The organism is Lysinibacillus sp. NPDC097162, from assembly GCF_044762185.1.
In the GTDB taxonomy this organism is placed as follows: domain Bacteria; phylum Bacillota; class Bacilli; order Bacillales_A; family Planococcaceae; genus Lysinibacillus.
The window spans coordinates 215165-234427 of sequence record NZ_JBIWDT010000002.1 but is presented as its reverse complement, the minus strand read 5'-3'; the positions used below and the strand labels follow the sequence as shown (position 1 = coordinate 234427).

The following is a 19263-nucleotide window of genomic DNA, read 5'->3' as shown; positions in this document are numbered from 1 at the left end:
TAGTACTAGAAATGTAGCAGTTTAGCGGTTTAAAGCGCCAAATTGAACGAAAAAGTAAAATATTTTGTCAAATATAAAAGTCAGAACATTCATAATGTTGTTGACGAATATCAATAATAACGATAATATAGCGATACATTCACACTTTGCTAGAGTGAAGTGTGATAGATAATAGAGATATTAGTCGGGGGGATTAATTGTGAAGCGCAATATGACAAAGCTTTCGTTCCTATTATTTGGATTAGTATTACTGCTTGCTGCTTGTGGTAGCGGGGGTTCTAGTTCATCTGATTCAAAAGGCGACGAAAAGAATAATGCAAGTGAGAGCGGTAGTGTAGATCAAAAAACATATAAAATCGGGATTACGCAAATTGTTGAGCATCCATCTTTAAATGCGGCAACAGAAGGCTTTAAAAAAGCGATTGAGGATTCTGGCTTAAAAGTGGAATACGATCCACAAATCGCACAAGGTGATAACAGTCTGAATACGACAATTGCCAATAACCTAGTAAGTGCAAACGTAGATTTAATTTTTGCTAACTCTACACCTTCTGCACAAGCGGCAGCGACTGCTACAAGCGATATTCCAATTATCTTTACTTCGGTAACAGATGCAGTTGGTGCGCAACTAATTGAATCAATGGAGAAACCAGGGAAAAATGTAACAGGTACGATTGATTTACATCCTGAAACGATTTCTAAAACGGTAGCATTCTTAAAAGAGCTAGGTGCTAAAAATGTAGGTATGGTCTACAATGCTGGTGAGCAAAATTCGGTAGCACAAGTAACAGAAGTGAAAAAGGTAATGGCCGAGCAAGGTCTTGAAGTAAAAGAAGCTTCAGCTGCAACTTCAGCAGATGTAAAACAAGCTACTGAATCATTAATTGGTAAAGTAGATGCATTCTATATCATTACAGATAATACAGTAGTTTCTGCATTAGAATCTGTCATTGATGTTGCTAATGCAAATAAATTACCACTTATTGTAGGAGAACTTGATTCTGTGGAGCGTGGTGGCTTAGCGGCATTTGGCTTTGAGTACTATGATATCGGTTATGAGGCTGGTCAAATGGCTGTGAAAATTTTAAAAGGTGAGGCTACGGCAGCTGATACACCAGCTCAATATCCTCAAAACTTAAAATTAGTAGTGAACAAAAAAGTAGCTGATGATTTAGGAATCGAAATTAAAGATTCTTGGGGCGCAGAGCTTTTAGAGAAATAATGTATAAGTGAAGTCAATTTTAAGCTGAAGCGGGGGAGGATTAACCCCGCTTTATCTTCATTTTAATTTGCTTCCGAAGAAGTCTATTGCTCCTATAGTGGGAAATAAATGCCAAAGTGCTACCAATGCAGTGGGGTTTAAAACCTAGCTGAGCCGAGATAAAGCCCATGGTGGATGTTATAGATTATGAGGTACTTTTCAAGCAAACTCGAAAAAATAAAGACGCGATTACGACGAGACGTGAATGATACGATAATTTTTAGGAGATGATTCAACGATGTTTACAGCAATATTTGGCTCAGTGGAGCAAGGAATCATCTATGCAATTATGGCACTCGGTGTGTACTTAACATTCCGCGTGTTAGATTTTCCGGATTTAACGGTTGATGGAAGCTTTGTAACAGGGGCGGCAACAGCAGCGACAATGATTCTGCTTGGCTACCACCCAATCTTAGCGACTTTAGTGGCAATTGTTGCTGGATTTATTGCAGGATGTATGACAGGAATTCTTCACACAAAAGGGAAGATCAATCCGCTATTATCAGGGATTTTAATGATGATTGCCTTGTATTCTATTAACCTACGTATCATGGGGTTAACTGCAGAAAGTACGATAGGTCGTCCGAATATTCCATTGTTAAACTCTGAAACATTGTTTTCAAAGTTTCAAACATTTTGGAGTAATTTAGGTATCGATGATGCATTAAATAACGTATTAGAAAGCATCGGCATTCAGCAAGTACCGTCAACTTGGGGTACGTTGATTGTAGTTTTACTCATCACGATTTTAATTAAATTTATTGCGGACTGGTTCTTAAAAACAGAAGTCGGGCTTGCTATCCGAGCAACAGGAGATAATAAACGAATGATTCGTAGTTTCTCTGCGAATACAGATACACTTATTATTCTTGGGCTAGGTCTTTCAAATGCACTTGTCGCATTTTCTGGAGCTTTAATCGCACAATATTCGAAGTTCTCAGATGTTAGTATGGGGATCGGTATGATTGTGATCGGCCTTGCTTCTGTCATTATAGGTGAAGCAATCTTTGGCACAAAAACAATTATGCGAACTACTTTAGCTGTAATCGCAGGTGCTATTATTTACCGCATTATTTTAGCGTTAGCATTACGCGTTGATTTCCTTGATTCAGGCGATATGAAATTAATCACGGCGATTATCGTTATTTTAGCGCTTGTCGTACCGCAATTTGTCGATAAAAATAAAGAACGAAAGCGCAAAGCAAAGCGTGCAGCAGAACGTACTCAAGTAAAACCGGTAGAGCAGGGGGGAAAAGGCCTTGCTTAAATTAGACGGCATTAACAAAATTTTCAATGAAGGTACACCTGATGAAAAAATTGCACTTGCTGAAATAAACCTGCATTTAAAACCAGGTGATTTTGTTACAATTATCGGTAGTAATGGTGCCGGTAAATCAACGATGATGAATATGATTTCTGGGGCGTTAACACCTGACTTCGGTTCTGTTTTAATAGACGGTAATAACGTGACGGGGTTGCCCGAATATAAACGCTCGCATTTTATTGGGCGAGTGTTTCAGGACCCTATGGCGGGTACAGCACCAACAATGACGATTGAAGAAAATTTAGCACTAGCGTATTCTAGAAATAAGAGTCGGGGATTGCATATTGGTGTGGATAAGAAGCGCCGACAAGTTTTTAAGGAATCATTAGAGATGCTTGGCTTAAACTTGGAAAATCGTCTATCGGCAAAGGTTGGTCTTCTTTCTGGTGGTGAGCGTCAGGCGTTATCACTTCTCATGGCCACGTTTACGAAGCCATCGATTTTATTGCTAGATGAGCATACAGCAGCACTTGACCCTTCGCGTGCTGAGCTTATTACGCGCATTACGAAGCATTTAGTTGAAAAGGATAACCTTACAACGCTGATGGTAACACACAATATGCAACAAGCATTGGATTTAGGAAATCGCCTCATTATGATGGATAAAGGTCAAATCATTTTGGAAGTCGGTGAGGATCGTAAACACGAACTAACAATTCCTGATTTAATGGCTGAATTTGAACGCATCCGTGGAGAGAAAATGAATTCAGACCGCGCGTTGCTAGGATAAAGATTTAACGCCCCTACATGAGTATGGGCGTTTTTAATGTTCTTGTGAAAATTCAGAATTGTTTGGGTGACTGGCACTTTAATATACAATAAGGAATGATTTAATGAAAAAAATTTATTTTATCCTCTTGGTTGCAGTTGCTATAGTGATTGTCTTTGTTTTAAACAATAATGAGGATAAGCAGGATCAAGCTATTTACGTTGCGACAAATGGAAATGATCAAAATGATGGTACAAAATCAAAGCCATTTCGCACATTAAAAAAAGCGTCTTCAGAAGCAGATGCCGGTACTACCGTCTTCATACGAAAAGGAAATTATCATGAAAAACTTGTTGTAAAACAAAGTGGCACCAAGTCAAAACCAATTACATTTAAAGCTTACAACAAGGAGAAAGTTGTTCTTAGTGGAAAGGACTTGAAGGATGTTGAAGAGGATACGGCCTTAGTGGTGATAAATAATAAAAATTACGTGACCATCAGTGGACTAACTATTCAGGATTTATCTACTCATTTAGCAGATGAAACGGTAATGGGGATTTATGTAACAGGTTCTAGCAGCCATATTACACTAGAAAATAATCATGTGCAGCGCATTGAAACCTATGCAGATGAAGGGAATGGCCATGGGATTGCTATATACGGAACTGGCACAATGCAAGATATACATATTTCAAATAATACATTAGAAGACTTGAAACTAGGGGCAAGTGAATCTCTTGTTCTAAATGGAAATATTGACGGTTTTAAAGTAGAAAATAATATAGTTCGCCGTAGTGATAATATCGGGATTGATCTAATTGGTTATGAAGGCATTTCAAATGATATAAAAGTGGACTTTGTGCGGAATGGCATCGTAAAGAATAATATAGTTTATGACATATCCTCTTACGGCAATCCAGCTTATGGGGAGGAGTATGCTGCTGGCGGAATTTATGTAGATGGTGGGAAAAATATAACCATTGAAAAGAATACCGTTTATAAAAGTGATATTGGAATAGAAGCAACCTCTGAGCATGCTAAAAAATACGCTGATAATATTAAAATAATAAACAATATTGTTTATGAAAACTTTTACACTGGGATAGCAATTGGTGGGTATGATGAAGATCGGGGAGGTACGATCAATTCGACTATCTCTCAAAATATTCTTTATCGAAATGACACGAAAGGGCTTGATGGGGGACAGCTATTATTACAATATGATACAAAAAACAATGTGATAGAAAGAAATGTTTTAACCGCTGGACCATCGCGGATTTTTATCTCCAACTATTTTACAACCAATCAAAAAAATAAACTACAAAAGAATGTATTCCATAAAGAAAAAGGAGAAACGGGTATTTGGATATGGAAAGAGGAAGAATATACTTCTTTTTCTAAATTTCGAAAAGCCTCAAAAAGTGATGAGAAGTCAAGCTATATAGACCCGAAATATCAAAATGCAAACAAATATGATTTTCGGTTAAAAGAGGATTCGCCTGCCAAAAAAATTGTATACTAATTTTTCTTCTTTGTAGTGTGGGTCTATGCTATGTTCTTGGGGTGCATCCTACTGTCAGAATTCAGAATTGTTTGTGTGCCTGACACCTAATCCACTACGCCTTCCACGGGCACAATGTAAGACGCAACCGTCGCTGTCGCGCTGACTGTTGCGTCTTACATTTTGTTCAGTTCCCGCAGGAGTCTATGTGGATTTTTACTTGGTGATTAAAAAATATGCTACTGGTAGAATTCAGAATTGTTTGAGTGCCTGGCACTACCAGAAAGAAGAACTTATACGAGTAATCCAAATAATTGGATATCATTATTTACTTCTTTGTAGTTGAAGCCAAACTCTTTCATCCGTCTTAGTAAGCCATCATAGTCATCACGATTACCGAGCTCAATGCCTACTAAGGCAGGGCCGCTTTCCTTGTTGTTTTTCTTTGTATATTCAAAAGTAGTAATATCATCATTTGGCCCTACAACACTTGTAAGGAATTGGCGTAGTGCACCTGCACGTTGAGGGAAACTTACGATGAAGTAGTATAGTAAGCCTTCATGAATTAAAGATTTTTCTTTAATTTCTTGCATACGCCCAATATCATTATTACCACCGCTAATAATAACGACGACAGATTTGCCTTTAATTTCTTCTTTATAGCTGTCGAGAGCAGCGACTGATAATGCGCCAGCTGGTTCAGCGATAATAGCATGTTTATTGTACAAATCTAATATTGTTGTACATACTTTTCCTTCGGGTACGAGTACGATATCGTCTAAGTAACGGCGACAAACATCATATGTGTGGTGACCGACGCATTTTACGGCAGCGCCATCAACGAATTTGTCAATCCAATCAAGAGCCACTGCACCGCCCTCTGCAAACGCGGCTTTCATACTGCCTGCGCCAGCTGGCTCTACACCGATAATTTTACTGTTGGGGGAGAGGTTTTTCACATAAGCTGAAACACCTGACATTAATCCGCCACCGCCGATACTACCGAATACATAGTCGATTGGTTCTTCCATGTCATTCATTATTTCAACAGCGACAGTTCCTTGTCCAGCGATGACGTCGAAATCATCGAAAGGATGGATAAAGATTTTACTTTGTTCCTCGCAGTAGACCATTGCACTTTCAGCAGCATCATCAAACGTATCTCCTGCTAAAATAATTTCAACATAATCGCGGCCAAACATTCGGACTTGGTCGATTTTTTGTTTAGGGGTAGTTTGAGGCATAAAAATGCTAGCTTGAATCTTTAGTTGTGCACAGGCATAGGCAACACCTTGTGCATGATTGCCGGCACTTGCACAAACAACACCTGCTTCGCGAGCTTCTTCCTCAATTTTTTTAATTTTATAGTAAGCACCACGTAGTTTAAAAGAGCGAACATGTTGTAAATCTTCACGTTTGAAATAAATGTGGGCTCCGTATTTCTCCGATAAATAATCGTTTTTCTGCAGTGGCGTATGCACCACTACATCTTTTAAAAAGTGATGTGCAATTAAAATATTTTCTACTTGCACAGTTTTAGTATCAGCTACTTCCATAGTATTCATCCTCCGTTTTACGTATAAAACATTCATCTATGATAGCATATTTTTCTCGACTTTTGTTATAAATTTTTAGTAAATTCTAAATTTTCGGTGTCTATTTTTATCATAGCGTTTTATTGAGGTAGCATAATCTGTTATGTTCGAGAAAAAACGTCTATTATTCGAGTTTAGTAGTAATTAAATTGTTTAGAATTTTTTAAAAATGATAAGTGGATGACACCTCATAACGATGATTGGCGAGCATATACTAGATTAGTTTAGGACAAGTAGGGGGGAAGCAGTTGGACATTATTCATGGAATACTATCTACATATATGCAATTTTTCGATTGGGACATGTGGAAAAAAGTATTGGCAGATCCAGTATCGTGGGGATTAATTTCATCGCTTATTGTAATTGAAGGATTACTATCAGCAGATAATGCCCTCGTACTAGCGGTACTTGTCAAACATTTACCGGATAAGCAACGTAAACGGGCATTAATGTATGGTATGCTTGGCGCTTATTTTTTCCGTTTTATATTTATTGGAATTGGTGTATATCTAGTAGAATTTTGGTTTATTAAAGTGTTGGGGGCTTTGTATTTAGGGTGGATTAGTATCGCTCATTTTTTACAACTAGGACAAGAGGATAGTGTTAAAGAGGTAAAAAAATCTGGATTGATGGTACGTGTTTTTGGCGTATTTTGGGCAACGGTTATTTCTGTAGAGTTAATGGATATTGCCTTTTCAATTGATTCAATATTTGCTGCCTTTGCGATATCTGATCAAGTTTGGGTACTATTAATAGGCGGAATGTTAGGTATTTTAATGATGCGAACAATAGCAGGTTTATTTTTAATTATAATTGAAAAAATACCAGAGCTAGAGGCGACTGCTTTTATCATTATTGGCATCATTGCACTTAAGATGTTAGTAACTGTATTTGGAATATATGTGCCTCATTATTTGTTTTTTGTTATTTTAGTGATTGCATTTGTTTTAACGATGATTGTACATGTAATCAATAAATTGAAAGTAGCTAAATAAAAACGGTTGTGACCTCTTTAGGGCACAACCGCTTTTTGTATTATTTTATATAATTGTCAGGGTTAACAATGTAGAACTTTTCAACATTAAGCCAGCTTTCGCTCATTGGCTCGCCGTCGTCAATACGTTTTTCAGTTTCTTGCATCATCCAACCTGTTTGAGAAGCGTGAGCTTGTAATGCTTTTAATTTATCCATCTTCATTTCGCGAATATCGATTTGAACGTGTGGCTCGCCGTTTTTAGCGAGTGTATCATTGGCGAAGGCACATCCGAAAATTTGAGGTCGCGCTGCTTTAGGCATGCGGCGAACAGCCTCAACAACAGCACGTGCTGTTGCTTCATGGTCAGGATGCACTGCAAAGCCTGGAAGGAAAGTGAAAATAAGTGATGGCATTAATTCTTCAATCAAGCCTTCCATGAGCTTGACCATTTTTTCATCATCTTCAAATTCAATTGTTTTATCCCGTAGGCCTAGCATACGTAAATCTTGAATACCCATAGCATCCGCTGCATCAACTAGCTCCTTGCGGCGTATTTCTGGCAACGATTCACGCGTAGCAAAAGGTGGATTTCCTAAATTACGACCCATTTCACCCAATGTTAAGCAGGCATATGTAACAGGTGTATTCATCTTCTTTGTATAATAAGCAATCGTTCCAGCAACTGAAAAAGCCTCATCGTCTGGGTGAGGGTAAACAATTAAAATATGACGTTGTGGTTGTAAATTCAAAAAGTTGTCCCCCTTAGTAAGTAAACGGCGTTTCGCTAATTTCAAGTGCTATCGCCAATTTACCTGAATAGTCTAGTCCAGCCATTAATAAACGGCCTAATTCATCTAATTCATAATGTGTAATACCTTGAGCATAAACCCAACCATGTGCCATTTTTAAGCCAACACGATGTGGAGAGGCATCTACCACTTTAGCCAGTTCGTAATTAATTTTTGCATTACGAATGAATGCACCGGCATTAAAAAACTTTTCATCATAGTGTGCTGCGTAAGAACCGTTTGTCGTCTCAAGATGGATATAAACGTCTTTGTTGGCGAAAGAATTTAGTAATTCTTGCAACGTCTCTACTTGTACTTCTTGCATCTTAACACTCCTCTCGATTATTTCTTTCTTAAGTATAGTCAAAAAAGGTCACAAAGGGAAATTGAATGACCTTTTTATGACAAATTTTTGTTGAGGTAAATGTTCATATTTTAAAATTGGGTAAAATAGTGAAATCGCAAAAGTTTATGATTCACTTGTTATTTTTTTAAGCAAAATCCTTGAAAAAGTTATTGTAATGTATCAATATATAGAGTGTGAAAGCAAATATGTACAAAAAGTGTCGCTTGAATTTGTATGCGGTTTCACAAAATAAAAAGATGTTGCATATTTGACTTCTCTCACGTAGAGTGACAGTTTACCATGCAGAAGGGGATTTTAAGTAAGACAAAAACGATTTCTATCTTGGTACAATAGATGACGTCCTTCTACATAATTTGGTTTAAAGCTGTAGCGTGAAGAGAAGACATGAAAGCTCATTATCATAGTATAGTAAAAAAGCCACAATTCTCTTTATGACGGAGAATTGTGGTTTTTTTACATGTATGCGCATCAAAAATAAGACTACTCTTAGCGGAGTGAATAGGATATGTACCTTTTAATAACGATTGAGCTTCTTTTCAATGGAATCTAAACGACTATTAACGGATTGTAATTGTTTGTACATTTGTTTAAATTGTTGATTTTGATCTTGTGAATTGGAAGCAAGTAATTGTGCATCATCCTCCTCCTCCTGTAACGCTAATATCGTGGCAAGGGTGGATAGTGAGTAACCGAGAGTTAATATAATTGATGCGATTACTTCAACTTTAGAAGAAGTTATTTCTCCAGCTAACAAGCGTGATTCTTCAGTTGTTTCCTCAGATTTTTGTTTTTTCATACGTCTCCCTCCCATATACAGCTAATATATGGCATATGCAGCGATACGGTATCTTGTCCTATTTTATTGTGTAAATGTAAAAATTTTTAATTTTCAGATAATAATGTTGATTTTTCAATTAAAATATTGCATTATAATAGGAACAAAAAATAAGTAATGGGGGAATTGATGGGATGAAGGATTATAAGTTTTGTAAAGAATCTAGAGTTATGCGGACAAGTCGTGTTTTTCCGAATGATGTAAACAATCATAATACTCTTTTTGGTGGTCGCTTAATGAGTGATATCGATCAAGTCGCATCAATTTCTGCAGCCAAACATAGTAGAAGAGATTGTGTCACTGCTTCAACAGATTCGGTCGATTTCTTACAACCAATTCGGCCTACTGACTCTGTCTATTTTGAGTCCTATGTGACATGGACAGGGACTTCTTCGATGGAGGTATTTGTGAAAGTTATTTCCGAAAATCTCAAAACAGGGGAGCGAAAAGTTGCCGCAACAGCATTATTAACCTTTGTCGCACTTGATGAACATAATCAGCCTACTGCAGTTCCGCGCGTTATACCTGAAACAGTAGAGGAAACAAAATTGCATGAGACTGCTTCTGAACGAGCAAAAGCACGTGCGGAGCGTAAAAAAGAAAGTAAAGCATTAGCTAGTTTTATCTCCATGAACGATCCATGGGATTATCGGCTCGAACTAATGGTTAACTATATGTAAAAAAAGGTATCTAATTAGAAAAAACCTGACCTGTAGGCAAGATGTGTAGGTCAGTTCTAATTAGATACCTTTTTATATTCTATAGGGGATGAGAGCACTTTAATTAGTGCTCTATCTACTATATTAAATGTACTTTTACATTCATTAAACTTCAGTTACAGTCACTTCTGGTGCTCCAAAGCGAGATTTTGCACCGTGCATTACTGGTCCAACATAGTCGTTTAACGCCCAACCATGAGCGATGGCAGCTGATACAAATTCCTTTGCTTCAATAACAGCTTCTTTTACAGATAGACCATTAGCTAAATTTGCTGTTACAGATGCAGCGAATGTGCAGCCTGCACCATGGTTATAGGTAGAAGCTACTTTTTCTGACTCTAACAAGTAGAATGTTTCACCATCAAAAAATAAGTCTGTAGCTTTTTCTGTTGCTAACGCTTTGCCACCTTTAATGACAACAGCTTTTGCCCCTAGCTCATGAATTTTACGCGCTGCTGTTTTCATCTCATCAATTGACTTAGGTGTACCTGTGCCAGCTAATTGACCAGCTTCAAAAAGGTTCGGTGTTGTAACTGCAGCTAGCGGTAGAAGATATTGAATCATAGCATCAGTGTTTCCAGGATTTAATACTTCATCATCACCTTTACATACCATAACAGGATCAATGACAACATTAGAAGTACCAGATTTTGCGATTGCTTCACCAGCTATGCGAATGATTTCCTCTGTTGAAAGCATACCTGTTTTAACTGCATCAATGCCTGTAGATAATGCTGTATCAATTTGTTTTTGAAGAAGCTCCGTTGGTAATGGTGTTACATTATGTGTCCAACCATTAGGATCCATTGTAACAACTACTGTTAGTGCCACCATACCGTATGTGCCATGTTCTTGGAATGTTTTAAGGTCTGCTTGCATGCCAGCGCCGCCAGATGTATCTGAGCCTGCAATAGTTAAAGTTTTTTTAAGAGCCATGTTAAAGATCTCCTTCGTTTTTGAATAGTTTAATCTACCGTTAAGTATAGTCCTATTCTGATTCTGTAAAAATAGTCAGAAATCAATATTTTTATAAGGTCAGTTTAAATTGAAACTTGAATAACGCATTATTTTTTTGTACCGTTGTAAGAAAGAAAGGGGCTTGTAATTTCAATGAAAGAAGTATTCCCAAATGATTGGCAAACAATACTAGCAGATGAATTAGAAAAAACATACTATCAACAGTTACGTCAATTTGTGGCACATGAATATTCGACACAGACGATTTATCCACCGATAAACGATGTAATGAATGCATTTACCTGTACGGCTTTTCGTGATGTAAAGGTTGTAATTTTAGGACAAGATCCATACCACGGTCCGAACCAAGCTCATGGCTTAAGCTTTTCTGTAAAGCCAGATGTTCCACACCCGCCAAGCTTACGCAATATGTTACAAGAATTACAGGATGATATAGGTTGCCCAGTTCCTCAGCATGGTACATTAACGAAATGGGCACAGCAGGGTGTATTGCTTTTAAATACTGTACTAACAGTAAGAGCAGGACAGGCCAATTCCCATAAGAACCAGGGTTGGGAACAGTTTACGGATGCTGTTATCGAAAAACTTGCAGTGAGACAAAAACCAATTATCTTTGTACTATGGGGCAAGCCGGCACAGCGCAAAAAGCAAATAATTTGTCAGCATTCAACATCCCATGTGATTTTAGAAGCACCACATCCTAGTCCACTAAGTGCCTATAGAGGATTTTTTGGAAGCAAACCGTATTCAAAGATTAATGAGCAGTTAATTGAATGGGGAGAGCAACCAATTGATTGGTGTTTAGGATAAAGTGGCACAAATCGTTTGCTTTATACACTATAAAAATAATGATACAGTTAATAATAGAAGAAAGAGAGGCACACAATGCAGGTAAATTGTTTTAAATGTCAATATTTTAAAGTAACATGGGACCCGCAAACACCGCGTGCTTGTGTAGCATACGGCTTTAAAACAAAGCAAATACCATCAGTTGTTGTCAAACAATCATCTGGCACGGACTGCCTAAAATTTGTACCAAAAGTAGAAGGTGAGAGAGCGCAATGATTTCATATGAAGCTGTCATACAGCAACTTGAAAAACAACTAGCCAGTGCAAAAAATACATCGAATGACCAGCAAATTCGGGAGGCATTGACAGCCATTCGTGCATTATGTGATGTGGTACTGGATTTACCAACAGATAGCGCACAAATTCAGCCAAAGCATTTACCGCAAATGTTAAGTACAGAGCAAATGCCATCTACATTAAACACAGCAAAAATAAAACATGACGATGGCGCAAACGGAGATTCAATTTTTGATTTTTAGATTGTTTGCTAAACGTTCCTAAAAACTAGCGATGTTGAGCATTAAGATGAAAAAAGGTAGGGTAAATGAGATGAAAAAATTTATTGTCACAGGTGCACTTCATGGTTTTTTAGCAGTAGCATTAGGTGCATTTGGTGCACATGCATTAAAAGATATAGTAGATGAATATGGTCTGGGCATTTGGGAAACAGCTGTGCAATATCAAATGTTCCATGCTACCGGTCTACTTATAATCGGTCTATTAATGAGCTCGAAATTGCTAGGTGAGGTTAAACAATTAAAGTTAGCAGGTATCTTCTTTAATCTAGGGATTGTATTTTTTGCCGGAAGCCTATATGTGTTAGCGGTCAGCGGCATTAAAGTTCTAGGGGCAATTACACCAATTGGTGGAGTGTTATTTTTAGCCGGCTGGGTACTGATAATCGTTAGTGCCTTAAAACATGCCAAATGATTAACGGCTATTTTTCACACCGCTTTTGTAAAGTAATATTCCATTAAAATCGAAAAAATTAGTATGCTAGGTAATACTGGCATGCTATTTTTTTATAGATAAAACAACCACTGTTTGTTTATATTTTAATTCCTATTGTTTTTGTAAGGATTTGTAGGGTACACTAGTATTACTAAAAAAAGGAACAAAAAGAAAGCGGGGTTAAAGTTATGGAGAAATTATTTACATTACTTGATGAGAGCTATGATGAGATGGTAGCAATTCGCCGCCATTTACATCAGTATCCGGAAATATCCTTTGAAGAAGTGGAAACACCAGCTTACATAGCAGCTTTTCATAGAGCATTAGGGCATGAAGTACGAGAGCAAGTAGGCGAACGAGGAGTTGTTGCAACGTTACGTGGTGCCAAGCCAGGAAAAACTGTGGCGCTACGTGCTGATTTTGATGCATTAGCTATCCAAGAAGAAAATGATGTGCCTTATAAGTCTATGGTTGACGGTAAAATGCATGCTTGTGGACATGATGGACATACCGCGACTTTACTTGGACTTGCCAAGGTGCTAAATGCCATGAAGGATGAGCTTGCTGGCAATGTAGTGTTCATTCATCAGCATGCAGAAGAGGTTGCACCAGGCGGAGCAAAGCCGATGATTGAAGATGGTTGCCTCGATGGGGTCGACGTGATCTTTGGTACGCATTTATGGGCACCAACACCACTAGGGGACATTTTAGTGAGAGAGGGAGCTATAATGGCAGCCGCTGATAAAGCTGAAATTCTTATTCAAGGAAAAGGAGGGCATGGTGCAGAACCACATCATTCCATCGATGCGGTTGTACTAGCGTCTCAATTTGTTATTAATGCACAGCAATTAGTTGCTCGTCGTATAGACCCATTAAAATCTGCTGTCTTAACAATTGGCCATTTTGAGGCGATAAATCCATTCAATGTAATAGCTGATCGAGTAGCTTTAACTGGTACTGTAAGAACATTTGAGGAAGAGGTACGTACACAAATGGAACAGGAGCTTGAGGCAATATTAAAAGCTACTTGTCTTGCCTTTGGGGCAAGTTATGAATATCGTTATACAAGAGGATATCCACCAGTTTATAATCATGCGAAAGAAACAGAATTTGTTGCACAGCTTGCAGCGGATATTCCAGGAGTAGAAAATGTTATTACGTGCCCACCGTTTATGATTGGGGAAGATTTTGCGTATTACCTTGAGCGCATTCCCGGCACGTTTTTCTTTACGGGTGCCAAAAAACCTGAGTGGGAAACAGCCTATCCACATCATCATGCACGCTTTGATTTTGATGAACGTGCAATGCTAATCGCTGCAAAAACGTTAGGGAAAGCGACTTTGCAATTTTTGCAGGAAAATAACTAGTTAAAAATGAGACTTAGACATAGCTTTATACTTAAAAACAACAAAATTGTTAATAAATTTCTGCCATAAAAGATGAAAAGTTGTTGGTAGCGAAGGCGGTGATTCCTGAGGAGGGCATTCATCGCGTTCGCGACGGTTACGGCTATACGGTGTGCCCACGGAAAGCAACGGCGTAGCGGACAACAACTGCACAGCAAAAAAGTGTTAGATTGATTGCGGTCAATCTAACACTTCTTCTCTTTGGTTCAAACCTCATTTCAGTTATGGATTTTGATTGAAATAAGACATTTCCTCATCGAATTCAGCGAAATCAAAGTAAATCATTGGGAATAAAAAGCGATGATTTGATTTAATTTCTCTTAAAATAACGTGATCCCGACCTGCAGCTTCTACCACACCACGTACTGTCTTTGTATTTTTCCCTTGCTCAACAGCATGTTCAAAAGAAAAGTGGAAAGTACCAGGTTTTCCTCGATTCAAACGTAAGATATTTTCAATGTACGACTCCTCACGTCCAGGTGGCCGTCCGCTTGGAAGCGTCACTGGAGGAGGTGTCATTTGTTGTTGAGTTGTCGGTGTCCAATAGTAAGGCATCATAAGTATCGACCTTCTTTCATTTAAATTTGAGGACAATCTTCTTCGGTTGGTGAGAAGAAGCAATGCGATTTGTAACGCCCCGTATTCCATTGACCATACCATTGTTCAGGGCAATCACCCTCAGGTCTGAAAAACCACAGCGAGCGAGTAGCCGGATGGAACCTTTCACCTTCAATAACTCTTTTTGCTAATCGAATGTCTTGATCACGTGCCCGTTGATAAAAATAACTTTTTGTTGTTGCTTCAAACCCCCCTGGACGTTGATAAATCATTTGTTCGAGTGTTCGAATATCACCAAAATCTAGACAATCTGCTCGTACACGATTGACGCCAACATTGCCGACCATTAGCATGCCTAACTGACCTTCGCCTTCAGCTTCCGAACGCATAAGCCTTGCAAGCAAAGCTGTTTGTGCATCATTCGTTTTTATAACAGCGATTTTCAAACCTCCTCGCAACCAGTATATGCATGAAGGTATTGGAGACATGTTTAATTTTGATAAGAAAGAAATTCACATTTCAAATTGCTGAAGCATATATTAGTAATAACGAATAGTCCGTGGAAAAAAGGGTGTTTATAGATAGTTTCCATCTAAATGGGGTAAAGAAAAAATAGAAAAAGTTTAACTTGATTCAGCAGAAGTCCTTCACTTTTTAAGTTGGAGATGAATGCCAAATAGCCACATAAGCGAAGTGGAGAGCAAACTCCTGCTGAATCAAGTTAAAGGCGCTGGCTGATGTCGCAGATTTTTATAAGCATACTCGAAAAATTCTGGACTTAAATACGCCGAGGCGTTATTGATGAGGGGAATGTAGATAGAAAATTGCATGTGTATTAATACATGTGAGGTGGAAGGGCATGGAAATTGGTGTTTGGGTTGGGATTTTATTGAGTGCTGTACTAGCTTTTTTGCTCGGGAATATCTATGGTCAGCCTCTCCATTGGTATCTTTTTATATTAATAATTGTAGTTGGCTTTTTCATTAATACGATTATTATAATCTTAAAAGTTAAGGATGAAAGCTCGTAAAGTTTAATGTAGGTGAAAGCAAAGTAGTAGGTTGAACATTGTTAATAGGGTGCTTCCAGTTCAGTTTTGAACAGGAAGCACCCTATTTTATTGTCGTATTGAAACGCATTAAATAATTTCAATGATGATATAGGATTAGTGTAGTTTATGATAGATATTTGCGGATATGTTGTGAAAAAACTTATGATTTGCAAGTATATTGAAATTTATTTGAGCCATACTAAATTGGATGAGATAGCTTTCATAAAGGAGTAGTACTATGCGTATTTTCAGTATGTTTGTAGCAATTATCGTAAGTGCATTCATGGCTGTTGGAATTGCTGAGTATTACCATCAGCCATATAATTGGTATTTAGTATTTCTAATGATCCTTATAGGTTTTTTTATTCATACCATTATTTTAATAATAGAATCGGAAAACAGTGAGGAACATGAAGTATAAAAAAATGCGAGCCCATTTTAGATGGACGCGCATTTTTTATTTTATTTAACTGATAGGAAGTTCACTAATTTATCGTTATCAAGTAGGTTACCAACAAAGAATGCACCGAACTCACCGTAGCGAGCAGATACTTCGTCGAAACGCATTTCATATACTAATTTTTTAAATTGTAATACATCATCTGCGAATAAAGTAACGCCCCATTCGTGATCATCGAATCCAACAGACCCAGTAATAATTTGTTTTACTTTTCCTGCATAGCCTCGACCAATCATGCCGTGTGAACGCATTAAAGACTTGCGCTCATCCATTGATAACATGTACCAGTTATCATTACCTTGACGACGCTTGTCCATTGGATAGAAGCATACATACTTAGAACGAGGAAGTTCAGGGTATAAACGTGCACGCACATGTGGATTTTGATAAGGATCTTCGTTTGATTCACCAGCTAAGTAGTTTGAAAGCTCGACAACAGATACATAAGAATATGTAGGAATTGTAAAATCAGCAATTGCTAATTTGTTAAATTCCGCTTCAAGCACTTGTAATTCATCCATCGTTTCGCGTAATGTCATAATCATAAAGTCGGCCTTTTGACCAACGATTGCGTAAAATGCATGAGCACCTGTTTTAGCAACATCTGCTTCATTTAGCTTTTCTAAATAAGCAATAAATTCCTCAACTGCTGCTTGACGTTCTTCAGCAGAAACAAGTTTCCAAGAAGCCCAGTCGATTGAGCGGAATTCGTGTAATGCGTACCAACCATCTAATGTAATTGCTGCTTCATTCATTATTCAAAGCACTCCTTTATAAGTGAAAATCATTCTTAATTTAGTTTATCATAGTTTGTACGAAATCCCTAAATTGATGAGTGAATTTCACGAATTTGACACCTTCGTCGGATGATGTATGCTAAAGAGAAGAGATGTAAATAGAGGAGCTTCAAAAAAAATGAACAGTAATTTACTACAGCCGATTTGGCGTTTATATGATCAATCTATTAGCTTGAAAAACAGCACACCACTTGAATCATTTGCAACCGATGATACGCTGTGTCAATTAGTAGGACAGCTTGTATCGCCGCCGACTATACGAACTTGGGTACATAATGCCTCTGTGGTGCTCGGGATTCAAGATCATCGTTTACCATTTGTACAGCAAGGAATGGAGTTGCTTGAGGAACGAGGCTATCACCCAATCGTACGCAACTCAGGCGGGCTAGCCGTTGTGCTGGATGAAGGCATACTAAATATTTCACTTATTTTATCTGAACAAGCAACGGCAATTGGTATTAATGACGGCTATGATGTAATGGTAGCGCTAATCAAAGCATTACTACCAGAAGCTGCCGATAAAATTGAAGCCTATGAAATTGTAGGCTCTTATTGCCCAGGGTCCTATGATTTAAGTATTGAAGGTAAGAAGTTTGCCGGCATTTCACAAAGACGACTACGTCAAGGTGTTGCAGTGCAAATTTATTTATGTATTGAGGGAAGTGGTGCAGAACGTGCTGCACTAATTCGTGATTTTTACACTGAGAGTTTACGAGGAGAAGCAACGAAATTTACGTATCCCCAAATTATACCGGATGTAATGGCTTCATTAAGTGAACTGGTCGATGCCTCATTAACGGTAGAAGACGTTGTGATTCGTCTACAACAAATTGTCCAGACATTTGCCGATGAAGTTCGTATGGAGCCTTTTCATGATGAAGAATTACAACTATATGCATTTTATTTACAGCGTGTGTTCGAACGCAATGCTAAAATGCTTGAATTGAAATAATAGTAGCAAATCCTGAAATAAAAAAAGGCGATTGTGCTAACTAAGCACATCGCCATTTTCTTTTTGATATGTTGGACCGCTAACAACTAGATTACCGTTTTTCTCCATTTTGAAAACAGGCGCAATACGTTCTTCCTCTTCATCTAGCGTTACAAGGCGTCTAGCACGGTTCATAATTTGTACAAACTGCTCATAATCTTTGCGAATCGCTCGATTTTCCTCTTCTAGCTGAGCAATTGTTTTCTCTAGTTTTTTATTTTTCTCAGAGGTTACGTGTACAAGTTGTCTCCATTTTGAAGACTCATTACCTATTTCACCAGAATGTTGTAAACGTAGTAAATATGCTATGACAATATCAAGAGATAGTGCAGATAGTGGAATTGACTTGCTATCTGTATCACTATTATTAATTGTAAACATATTTGTGGAACGACGTCTTGCTGGTGCGCCCAACACTCGCATTCTCTCTTTTCTTTCTTTTTTCGCTTCTGCTAATTGCTCTTCATAAGTTTTACGAACAACTGCATTCCAGCGAAAACCACATGCTGCAGCAGTACGATTTAACGCATCACCAGCTTCTTCAAAGGCATTTAACTGTGTGCTACCTTCTGTTACGTGACGAATTACTGCCTCTGCTAGCAATTCATCGTTTTCTTCTAACCAAGCATCTTGTCTTACTTTACTCATCATATAATCCTCCCACCTTTATTTGGAACTTCCTTATTTATGTCTAGCATGACCAATCTTTTAACCTTTTATTCATCCAAGTGGAAGGAATTATGCTTGAATACAAGGGGAAAAATGCGATACAATACCGGATGTAGGATTGTGCGTATGCTGCATACTTAAATATGTGAAGGTTATGCGGACATTAGAAAATGTTATTTAACAAAATACTATATAGAAAGGGTTGTTGACAAAATGGCAAACGAATTTAAAGTTTGCGATGAATGTCAGGCCGTTAACTTAAAAACGTTAATTCCAAAATTAAAGGAAATCGATCCTGATGCAACCATCGAAATTGGATGTCACTCTTATTGTGGCCCGGGACGAAAAAAAACATTTACATTTGTAAATAGTCGCCCTGTAGCTGCATTAACAGAAGAAGAACTAATGGAAAAAGTTTTAGCTAAATTAAAAAATAGGTAATAAAAAACTATCTTCACATAGCTGAAGGTAGTTTTTG

24 protein-coding genes are annotated in these 19263 nt (G+C 37.9%); 15 read left to right on the top strand and 9 right to left on the bottom strand.

Annotated features, from left to right (window positions below):
* The first annotated feature begins 199 nt into the window (after positions 1 to 199).
* The 4 genes from ACIQXW_RS13290 (at position 200) to ACIQXW_RS13275 (ending at position 4816) form a co-directional block, all read left to right on the top strand.
* Entirely contained in the window at positions 200 to 1222 is a 1023-nt protein-coding gene (locus tag ACIQXW_RS13290) for an ABC transporter substrate-binding protein (RefSeq protein WP_402762862.1), read from the top strand.
* A 277-nt stretch (positions 1223 to 1499) separates the two neighbouring features.
* Positions 1500 to 2528, top strand: coding sequence for an ABC transporter permease (locus ACIQXW_RS13285; RefSeq protein WP_340821051.1), 1029 nt, complete (start codon positions 1500 to 1502; stop codon positions 2526 to 2528).
* Positions 2521 to 3315: an ABC transporter ATP-binding protein gene (locus ACIQXW_RS13280; RefSeq protein WP_340821050.1), complete on the top strand. Its 795-nt coding sequence runs from the start codon at positions 2521 to 2523 to the stop codon at positions 3313 to 3315. Before ACIQXW_RS13285 ends, ACIQXW_RS13280 begins: the two co-directional genes overlap by 8 nt.
* Before the next feature lie 103 nt (positions 3316 to 3418).
* Positions 3419 to 4816 (top strand): DUF1565 domain-containing protein, encoded by a 1398-nt coding sequence (locus ACIQXW_RS13275; RefSeq protein WP_402762857.1) that lies wholly within the window; start codon positions 3419 to 3421, stop codon positions 4814 to 4816.
* 272 nt (positions 4817 to 5088) lie between these two features.
* On the opposite strand, the gene ilvA is transcribed toward ACIQXW_RS13275, so the two are convergent.
* On the bottom strand, positions 5089 to 6351 hold the full coding sequence (ilvA, locus tag ACIQXW_RS13270) for a threonine ammonia-lyase IlvA (RefSeq protein ID WP_340821048.1): 1263 nt from the start codon (positions 6349 to 6351) through the stop codon (positions 5089 to 5091).
* A gap of 287 nt (positions 6352 to 6638) precedes the next feature.
* Between ilvA and ACIQXW_RS13265 the strand changes: the two genes are divergently transcribed.
* Positions 6639 to 7385, top strand: a complete 747-nt coding sequence (locus tag ACIQXW_RS13265; protein ID WP_401019266.1) for a TerC family protein — start codon at positions 6639 to 6641, stop codon at positions 7383 to 7385.
* Between the two features lie 40 nt (positions 7386 to 7425).
* Here the strand turns inward: ACIQXW_RS13265 and bshB2 are convergent, their stop codons facing one another.
* From bshB2 to ACIQXW_RS13250, 3 genes are all read right to left on the bottom strand, one after another.
* A complete protein-coding gene (gene bshB2 / locus ACIQXW_RS13260) occupies positions 7426 to 8115 on the bottom strand; it encodes a bacillithiol biosynthesis deacetylase BshB2 (RefSeq protein WP_340821046.1) in 690 nt (229 codons plus the stop codon).
* Between the two features lie 13 nt (positions 8116 to 8128).
* Positions 8129 to 8479, bottom strand: coding sequence for a YojF family protein (locus ACIQXW_RS13255; RefSeq protein WP_340821045.1), 351 nt, complete (start codon positions 8477 to 8479; stop codon positions 8129 to 8131).
* A gap of 556 nt (positions 8480 to 9035) precedes the next feature.
* The gene (locus tag ACIQXW_RS13250) at positions 9036 to 9317 is read right to left on the bottom strand and encodes a hypothetical protein (RefSeq protein WP_402762852.1); all 282 of its coding nucleotides are present in this window, start codon (positions 9315 to 9317) and stop codon (positions 9036 to 9038) included.
* 173 nt (positions 9318 to 9490) lie between these two features.
* Between ACIQXW_RS13250 and ACIQXW_RS13245 the strand changes: the two genes are divergently transcribed.
* Complete coding sequence (locus ACIQXW_RS13245) at positions 9491 to 10036, top strand: acyl-CoA thioesterase (protein WP_337982127.1); 546 nt, start codon at positions 9491 to 9493, stop codon at positions 10034 to 10036.
* A 144-nt stretch (positions 10037 to 10180) separates the two neighbouring features.
* On the opposite strand, the gene thiD is transcribed toward ACIQXW_RS13245, so the two are convergent.
* Complete coding sequence (gene thiD, locus ACIQXW_RS13240) at positions 10181 to 11011, bottom strand: bifunctional hydroxymethylpyrimidine kinase/phosphomethylpyrimidine kinase (RefSeq protein ID WP_340821043.1); 831 nt, start codon at positions 11009 to 11011, stop codon at positions 10181 to 10183.
* Between the two features lie 174 nt (positions 11012 to 11185).
* On the opposite strand from thiD, the gene ACIQXW_RS13235 reads away from it, so the two are divergent.
* The 5 genes from ACIQXW_RS13235 to ACIQXW_RS13215 all read left to right on the top strand — a co-directional run bounded on the left by ACIQXW_RS13235 (position 11186) and on the right by ACIQXW_RS13215 (position 14220).
* Complete coding sequence (locus tag ACIQXW_RS13235) at positions 11186 to 11863, top strand: uracil-DNA glycosylase (RefSeq protein ID WP_402762847.1); 678 nt, start codon at positions 11186 to 11188, stop codon at positions 11861 to 11863.
* Positions 11864 to 11938: 75 nt separating this feature from the next.
* Entirely contained in the window at positions 11939 to 12118 is a 180-nt protein-coding gene (locus ACIQXW_RS13230) for a uracil-DNA glycosylase (protein ID WP_340821041.1), read from the top strand.
* Positions 12115 to 12381: a YwdI family protein gene (locus ACIQXW_RS13225; RefSeq protein ID WP_402762844.1), complete on the top strand. Its 267-nt coding sequence runs from the start codon at positions 12115 to 12117 to the stop codon at positions 12379 to 12381. The genes ACIQXW_RS13230 and ACIQXW_RS13225 overlap by 4 nt, the downstream gene beginning before the upstream one ends.
* Before the next feature lie 70 nt (positions 12382 to 12451).
* Positions 12452 to 12832, top strand: a complete 381-nt coding sequence (locus ACIQXW_RS13220) for a DUF423 domain-containing protein (RefSeq protein ID WP_340821039.1) — start codon at positions 12452 to 12454, stop codon at positions 12830 to 12832.
* 209 nt (positions 12833 to 13041) lie between these two features.
* Positions 13042 to 14220 (top strand): M20 family metallopeptidase, encoded by a 1179-nt coding sequence (locus ACIQXW_RS13215; protein ID WP_402762841.1) that lies wholly within the window; start codon positions 13042 to 13044, stop codon positions 14218 to 14220.
* Between the two features lie 261 nt (positions 14221 to 14481).
* Here the strand turns inward: ACIQXW_RS13215 and gerQ are convergent, their stop codons facing one another.
* Together gerQ and ACIQXW_RS13205 are read right to left on the bottom strand one after the other, a co-directional pair.
* A complete protein-coding gene (gerQ, locus tag ACIQXW_RS13210) occupies positions 14482 to 14817 on the bottom strand; it encodes a spore coat protein GerQ (RefSeq protein WP_173478664.1) in 336 nt (111 codons plus the stop codon).
* A 20-nt stretch (positions 14818 to 14837) separates the two neighbouring features.
* On the bottom strand, positions 14838 to 15263 hold the full coding sequence (locus tag ACIQXW_RS13205) for a cell wall hydrolase (protein ID WP_340821037.1): 426 nt from the start codon (positions 15261 to 15263) through the stop codon (positions 14838 to 14840).
* Positions 15264 to 15676: 413 nt separating this feature from the next.
* Here ACIQXW_RS13205 and ACIQXW_RS13200 point away from each other — a divergent pair, with 413 nt between their 5' ends.
* Both ACIQXW_RS13200 and ACIQXW_RS13195 read left to right on the top strand, forming a co-directional pair.
* Positions 15677 to 15847: a hypothetical protein gene (locus ACIQXW_RS13200; RefSeq protein WP_402762837.1), complete on the top strand. Its 171-nt coding sequence runs from the start codon at positions 15677 to 15679 to the stop codon at positions 15845 to 15847.
* A 259-nt stretch (positions 15848 to 16106) separates the two neighbouring features.
* Entirely contained in the window at positions 16107 to 16289 is a 183-nt protein-coding gene (locus tag ACIQXW_RS13195; protein WP_340821035.1) for a hypothetical protein, read from the top strand.
* A gap of 41 nt (positions 16290 to 16330) precedes the next feature.
* On the opposite strand, the gene hemQ is transcribed toward ACIQXW_RS13195, so the two are convergent.
* Complete coding sequence (gene hemQ, locus ACIQXW_RS13190) at positions 16331 to 17083, bottom strand: hydrogen peroxide-dependent heme synthase (protein WP_340821034.1); 753 nt, start codon at positions 17081 to 17083, stop codon at positions 16331 to 16333.
* A gap of 160 nt (positions 17084 to 17243) precedes the next feature.
* Here hemQ and lipL point away from each other — a divergent pair, with 160 nt between their 5' ends.
* Positions 17244 to 18077, top strand: coding sequence for an octanoyl-[GcvH]:protein N-octanoyltransferase (gene lipL / locus ACIQXW_RS13185; RefSeq protein ID WP_340821033.1), 834 nt, complete (start codon positions 17244 to 17246; stop codon positions 18075 to 18077).
* A gap of 36 nt (positions 18078 to 18113) precedes the next feature.
* Here lipL and ACIQXW_RS13180 read toward each other — a convergent pair whose 3' ends face one another.
* Positions 18114 to 18764 (bottom strand): RsfA family transcriptional regulator, encoded by a 651-nt coding sequence (locus tag ACIQXW_RS13180; protein ID WP_340821032.1) that lies wholly within the window; start codon positions 18762 to 18764, stop codon positions 18114 to 18116.
* A gap of 234 nt (positions 18765 to 18998) precedes the next feature.
* On the opposite strand from ACIQXW_RS13180, the gene ACIQXW_RS13175 reads away from it, so the two are divergent.
* Positions 18999 to 19226, top strand: coding sequence for a YuzB family protein (locus tag ACIQXW_RS13175; RefSeq protein ID WP_340821031.1), 228 nt, complete (start codon positions 18999 to 19001; stop codon positions 19224 to 19226).
* The last annotated feature ends 37 nt before the right edge of the window (positions 19227 to 19263 follow it).

Bases quoted from the DNA above. Each gene is read 5' to 3' on its own strand.
- ACIQXW_RS13235 (WP_402762847.1), top strand. From the start codon at position 11,186: ATGAAAGAAGTATTCCCAAATGATTGGCAAACAATACTAGCAGATGAA.
- ACIQXW_RS13230 (WP_340821041.1), top strand. From the start codon at position 11,939: ATGCAGGTAAATTGTTTTAAATGTCAATATTTTAAAGTAACATGGGAC.
- ACIQXW_RS13195 (WP_340821035.1), top strand. From the start codon at position 16,107: ATGCGTATTTTCAGTATGTTTGTAGCAATTATCGTAAGTGCATTCATG.
- ACIQXW_RS13255 (WP_340821045.1), bottom strand. From the start codon at position 8,479: ATGCAAGAAGTACAAGTAGAGACGTTGCAAGAATTACTAAATTCTTTC.
- ACIQXW_RS13175 (WP_340821031.1), top strand. From the start codon at position 18,999: ATGGCAAACGAATTTAAAGTTTGCGATGAATGTCAGGCCGTTAACTTA.
- ACIQXW_RS13220 (WP_340821039.1), top strand. From the start codon at position 12,452: ATGAAAAAATTTATTGTCACAGGTGCACTTCATGGTTTTTTAGCAGTA.
- ACIQXW_RS13200 (WP_402762837.1), top strand. From the start codon at position 15,677: ATGGAAATTGGTGTTTGGGTTGGGATTTTATTGAGTGCTGTACTAGCT.
- ACIQXW_RS13180 (WP_340821032.1), bottom strand. From the start codon at position 18,764: ATGAGTAAAGTAAGACAAGATGCTTGGTTAGAAGAAAACGATGAATTG.
- ACIQXW_RS13245 (WP_337982127.1), top strand. From the start codon at position 9,491: ATGAAGGATTATAAGTTTTGTAAAGAATCTAGAGTTATGCGGACAAGT.
- ilvA (WP_340821048.1), bottom strand. From the start codon at position 6,351: ATGGAAGTAGCTGATACTAAAACTGTGCAAGTAGAAAATATTTTAATT.
- gerQ (WP_173478664.1), bottom strand. From the start codon at position 14,817: ATGATGCCTTACTATTGGACACCGACAACTCAACAACAAATGACACCT.
- ACIQXW_RS13250 (WP_402762852.1), bottom strand. From the start codon at position 9,317: ATGAAAAAACAAAAATCTGAGGAAACAACTGAAGAATCACGCTTGTTA.
- lipL (WP_340821033.1), top strand. From the start codon at position 17,244: ATGAACAGTAATTTACTACAGCCGATTTGGCGTTTATATGATCAATCT.
- thiD (WP_340821043.1), bottom strand. From the start codon at position 11,011: ATGGCTCTTAAAAAAACTTTAACTATTGCAGGCTCAGATACATCTGGC.
- hemQ (WP_340821034.1), bottom strand. From the start codon at position 17,083: ATGAATGAAGCAGCAATTACATTAGATGGTTGGTACGCATTACACGAA.
- ACIQXW_RS13215 (WP_402762841.1), top strand. From the start codon at position 13,042: ATGGAGAAATTATTTACATTACTTGATGAGAGCTATGATGAGATGGTA.
- ACIQXW_RS13285 (WP_340821051.1), top strand. From the start codon at position 1,500: ATGTTTACAGCAATATTTGGCTCAGTGGAGCAAGGAATCATCTATGCA.
- ACIQXW_RS13275 (WP_402762857.1), top strand. From the start codon at position 3,419: ATGAAAAAAATTTATTTTATCCTCTTGGTTGCAGTTGCTATAGTGATT.
- ACIQXW_RS13225 (WP_402762844.1), top strand. From the start codon at position 12,115: ATGATTTCATATGAAGCTGTCATACAGCAACTTGAAAAACAACTAGCC.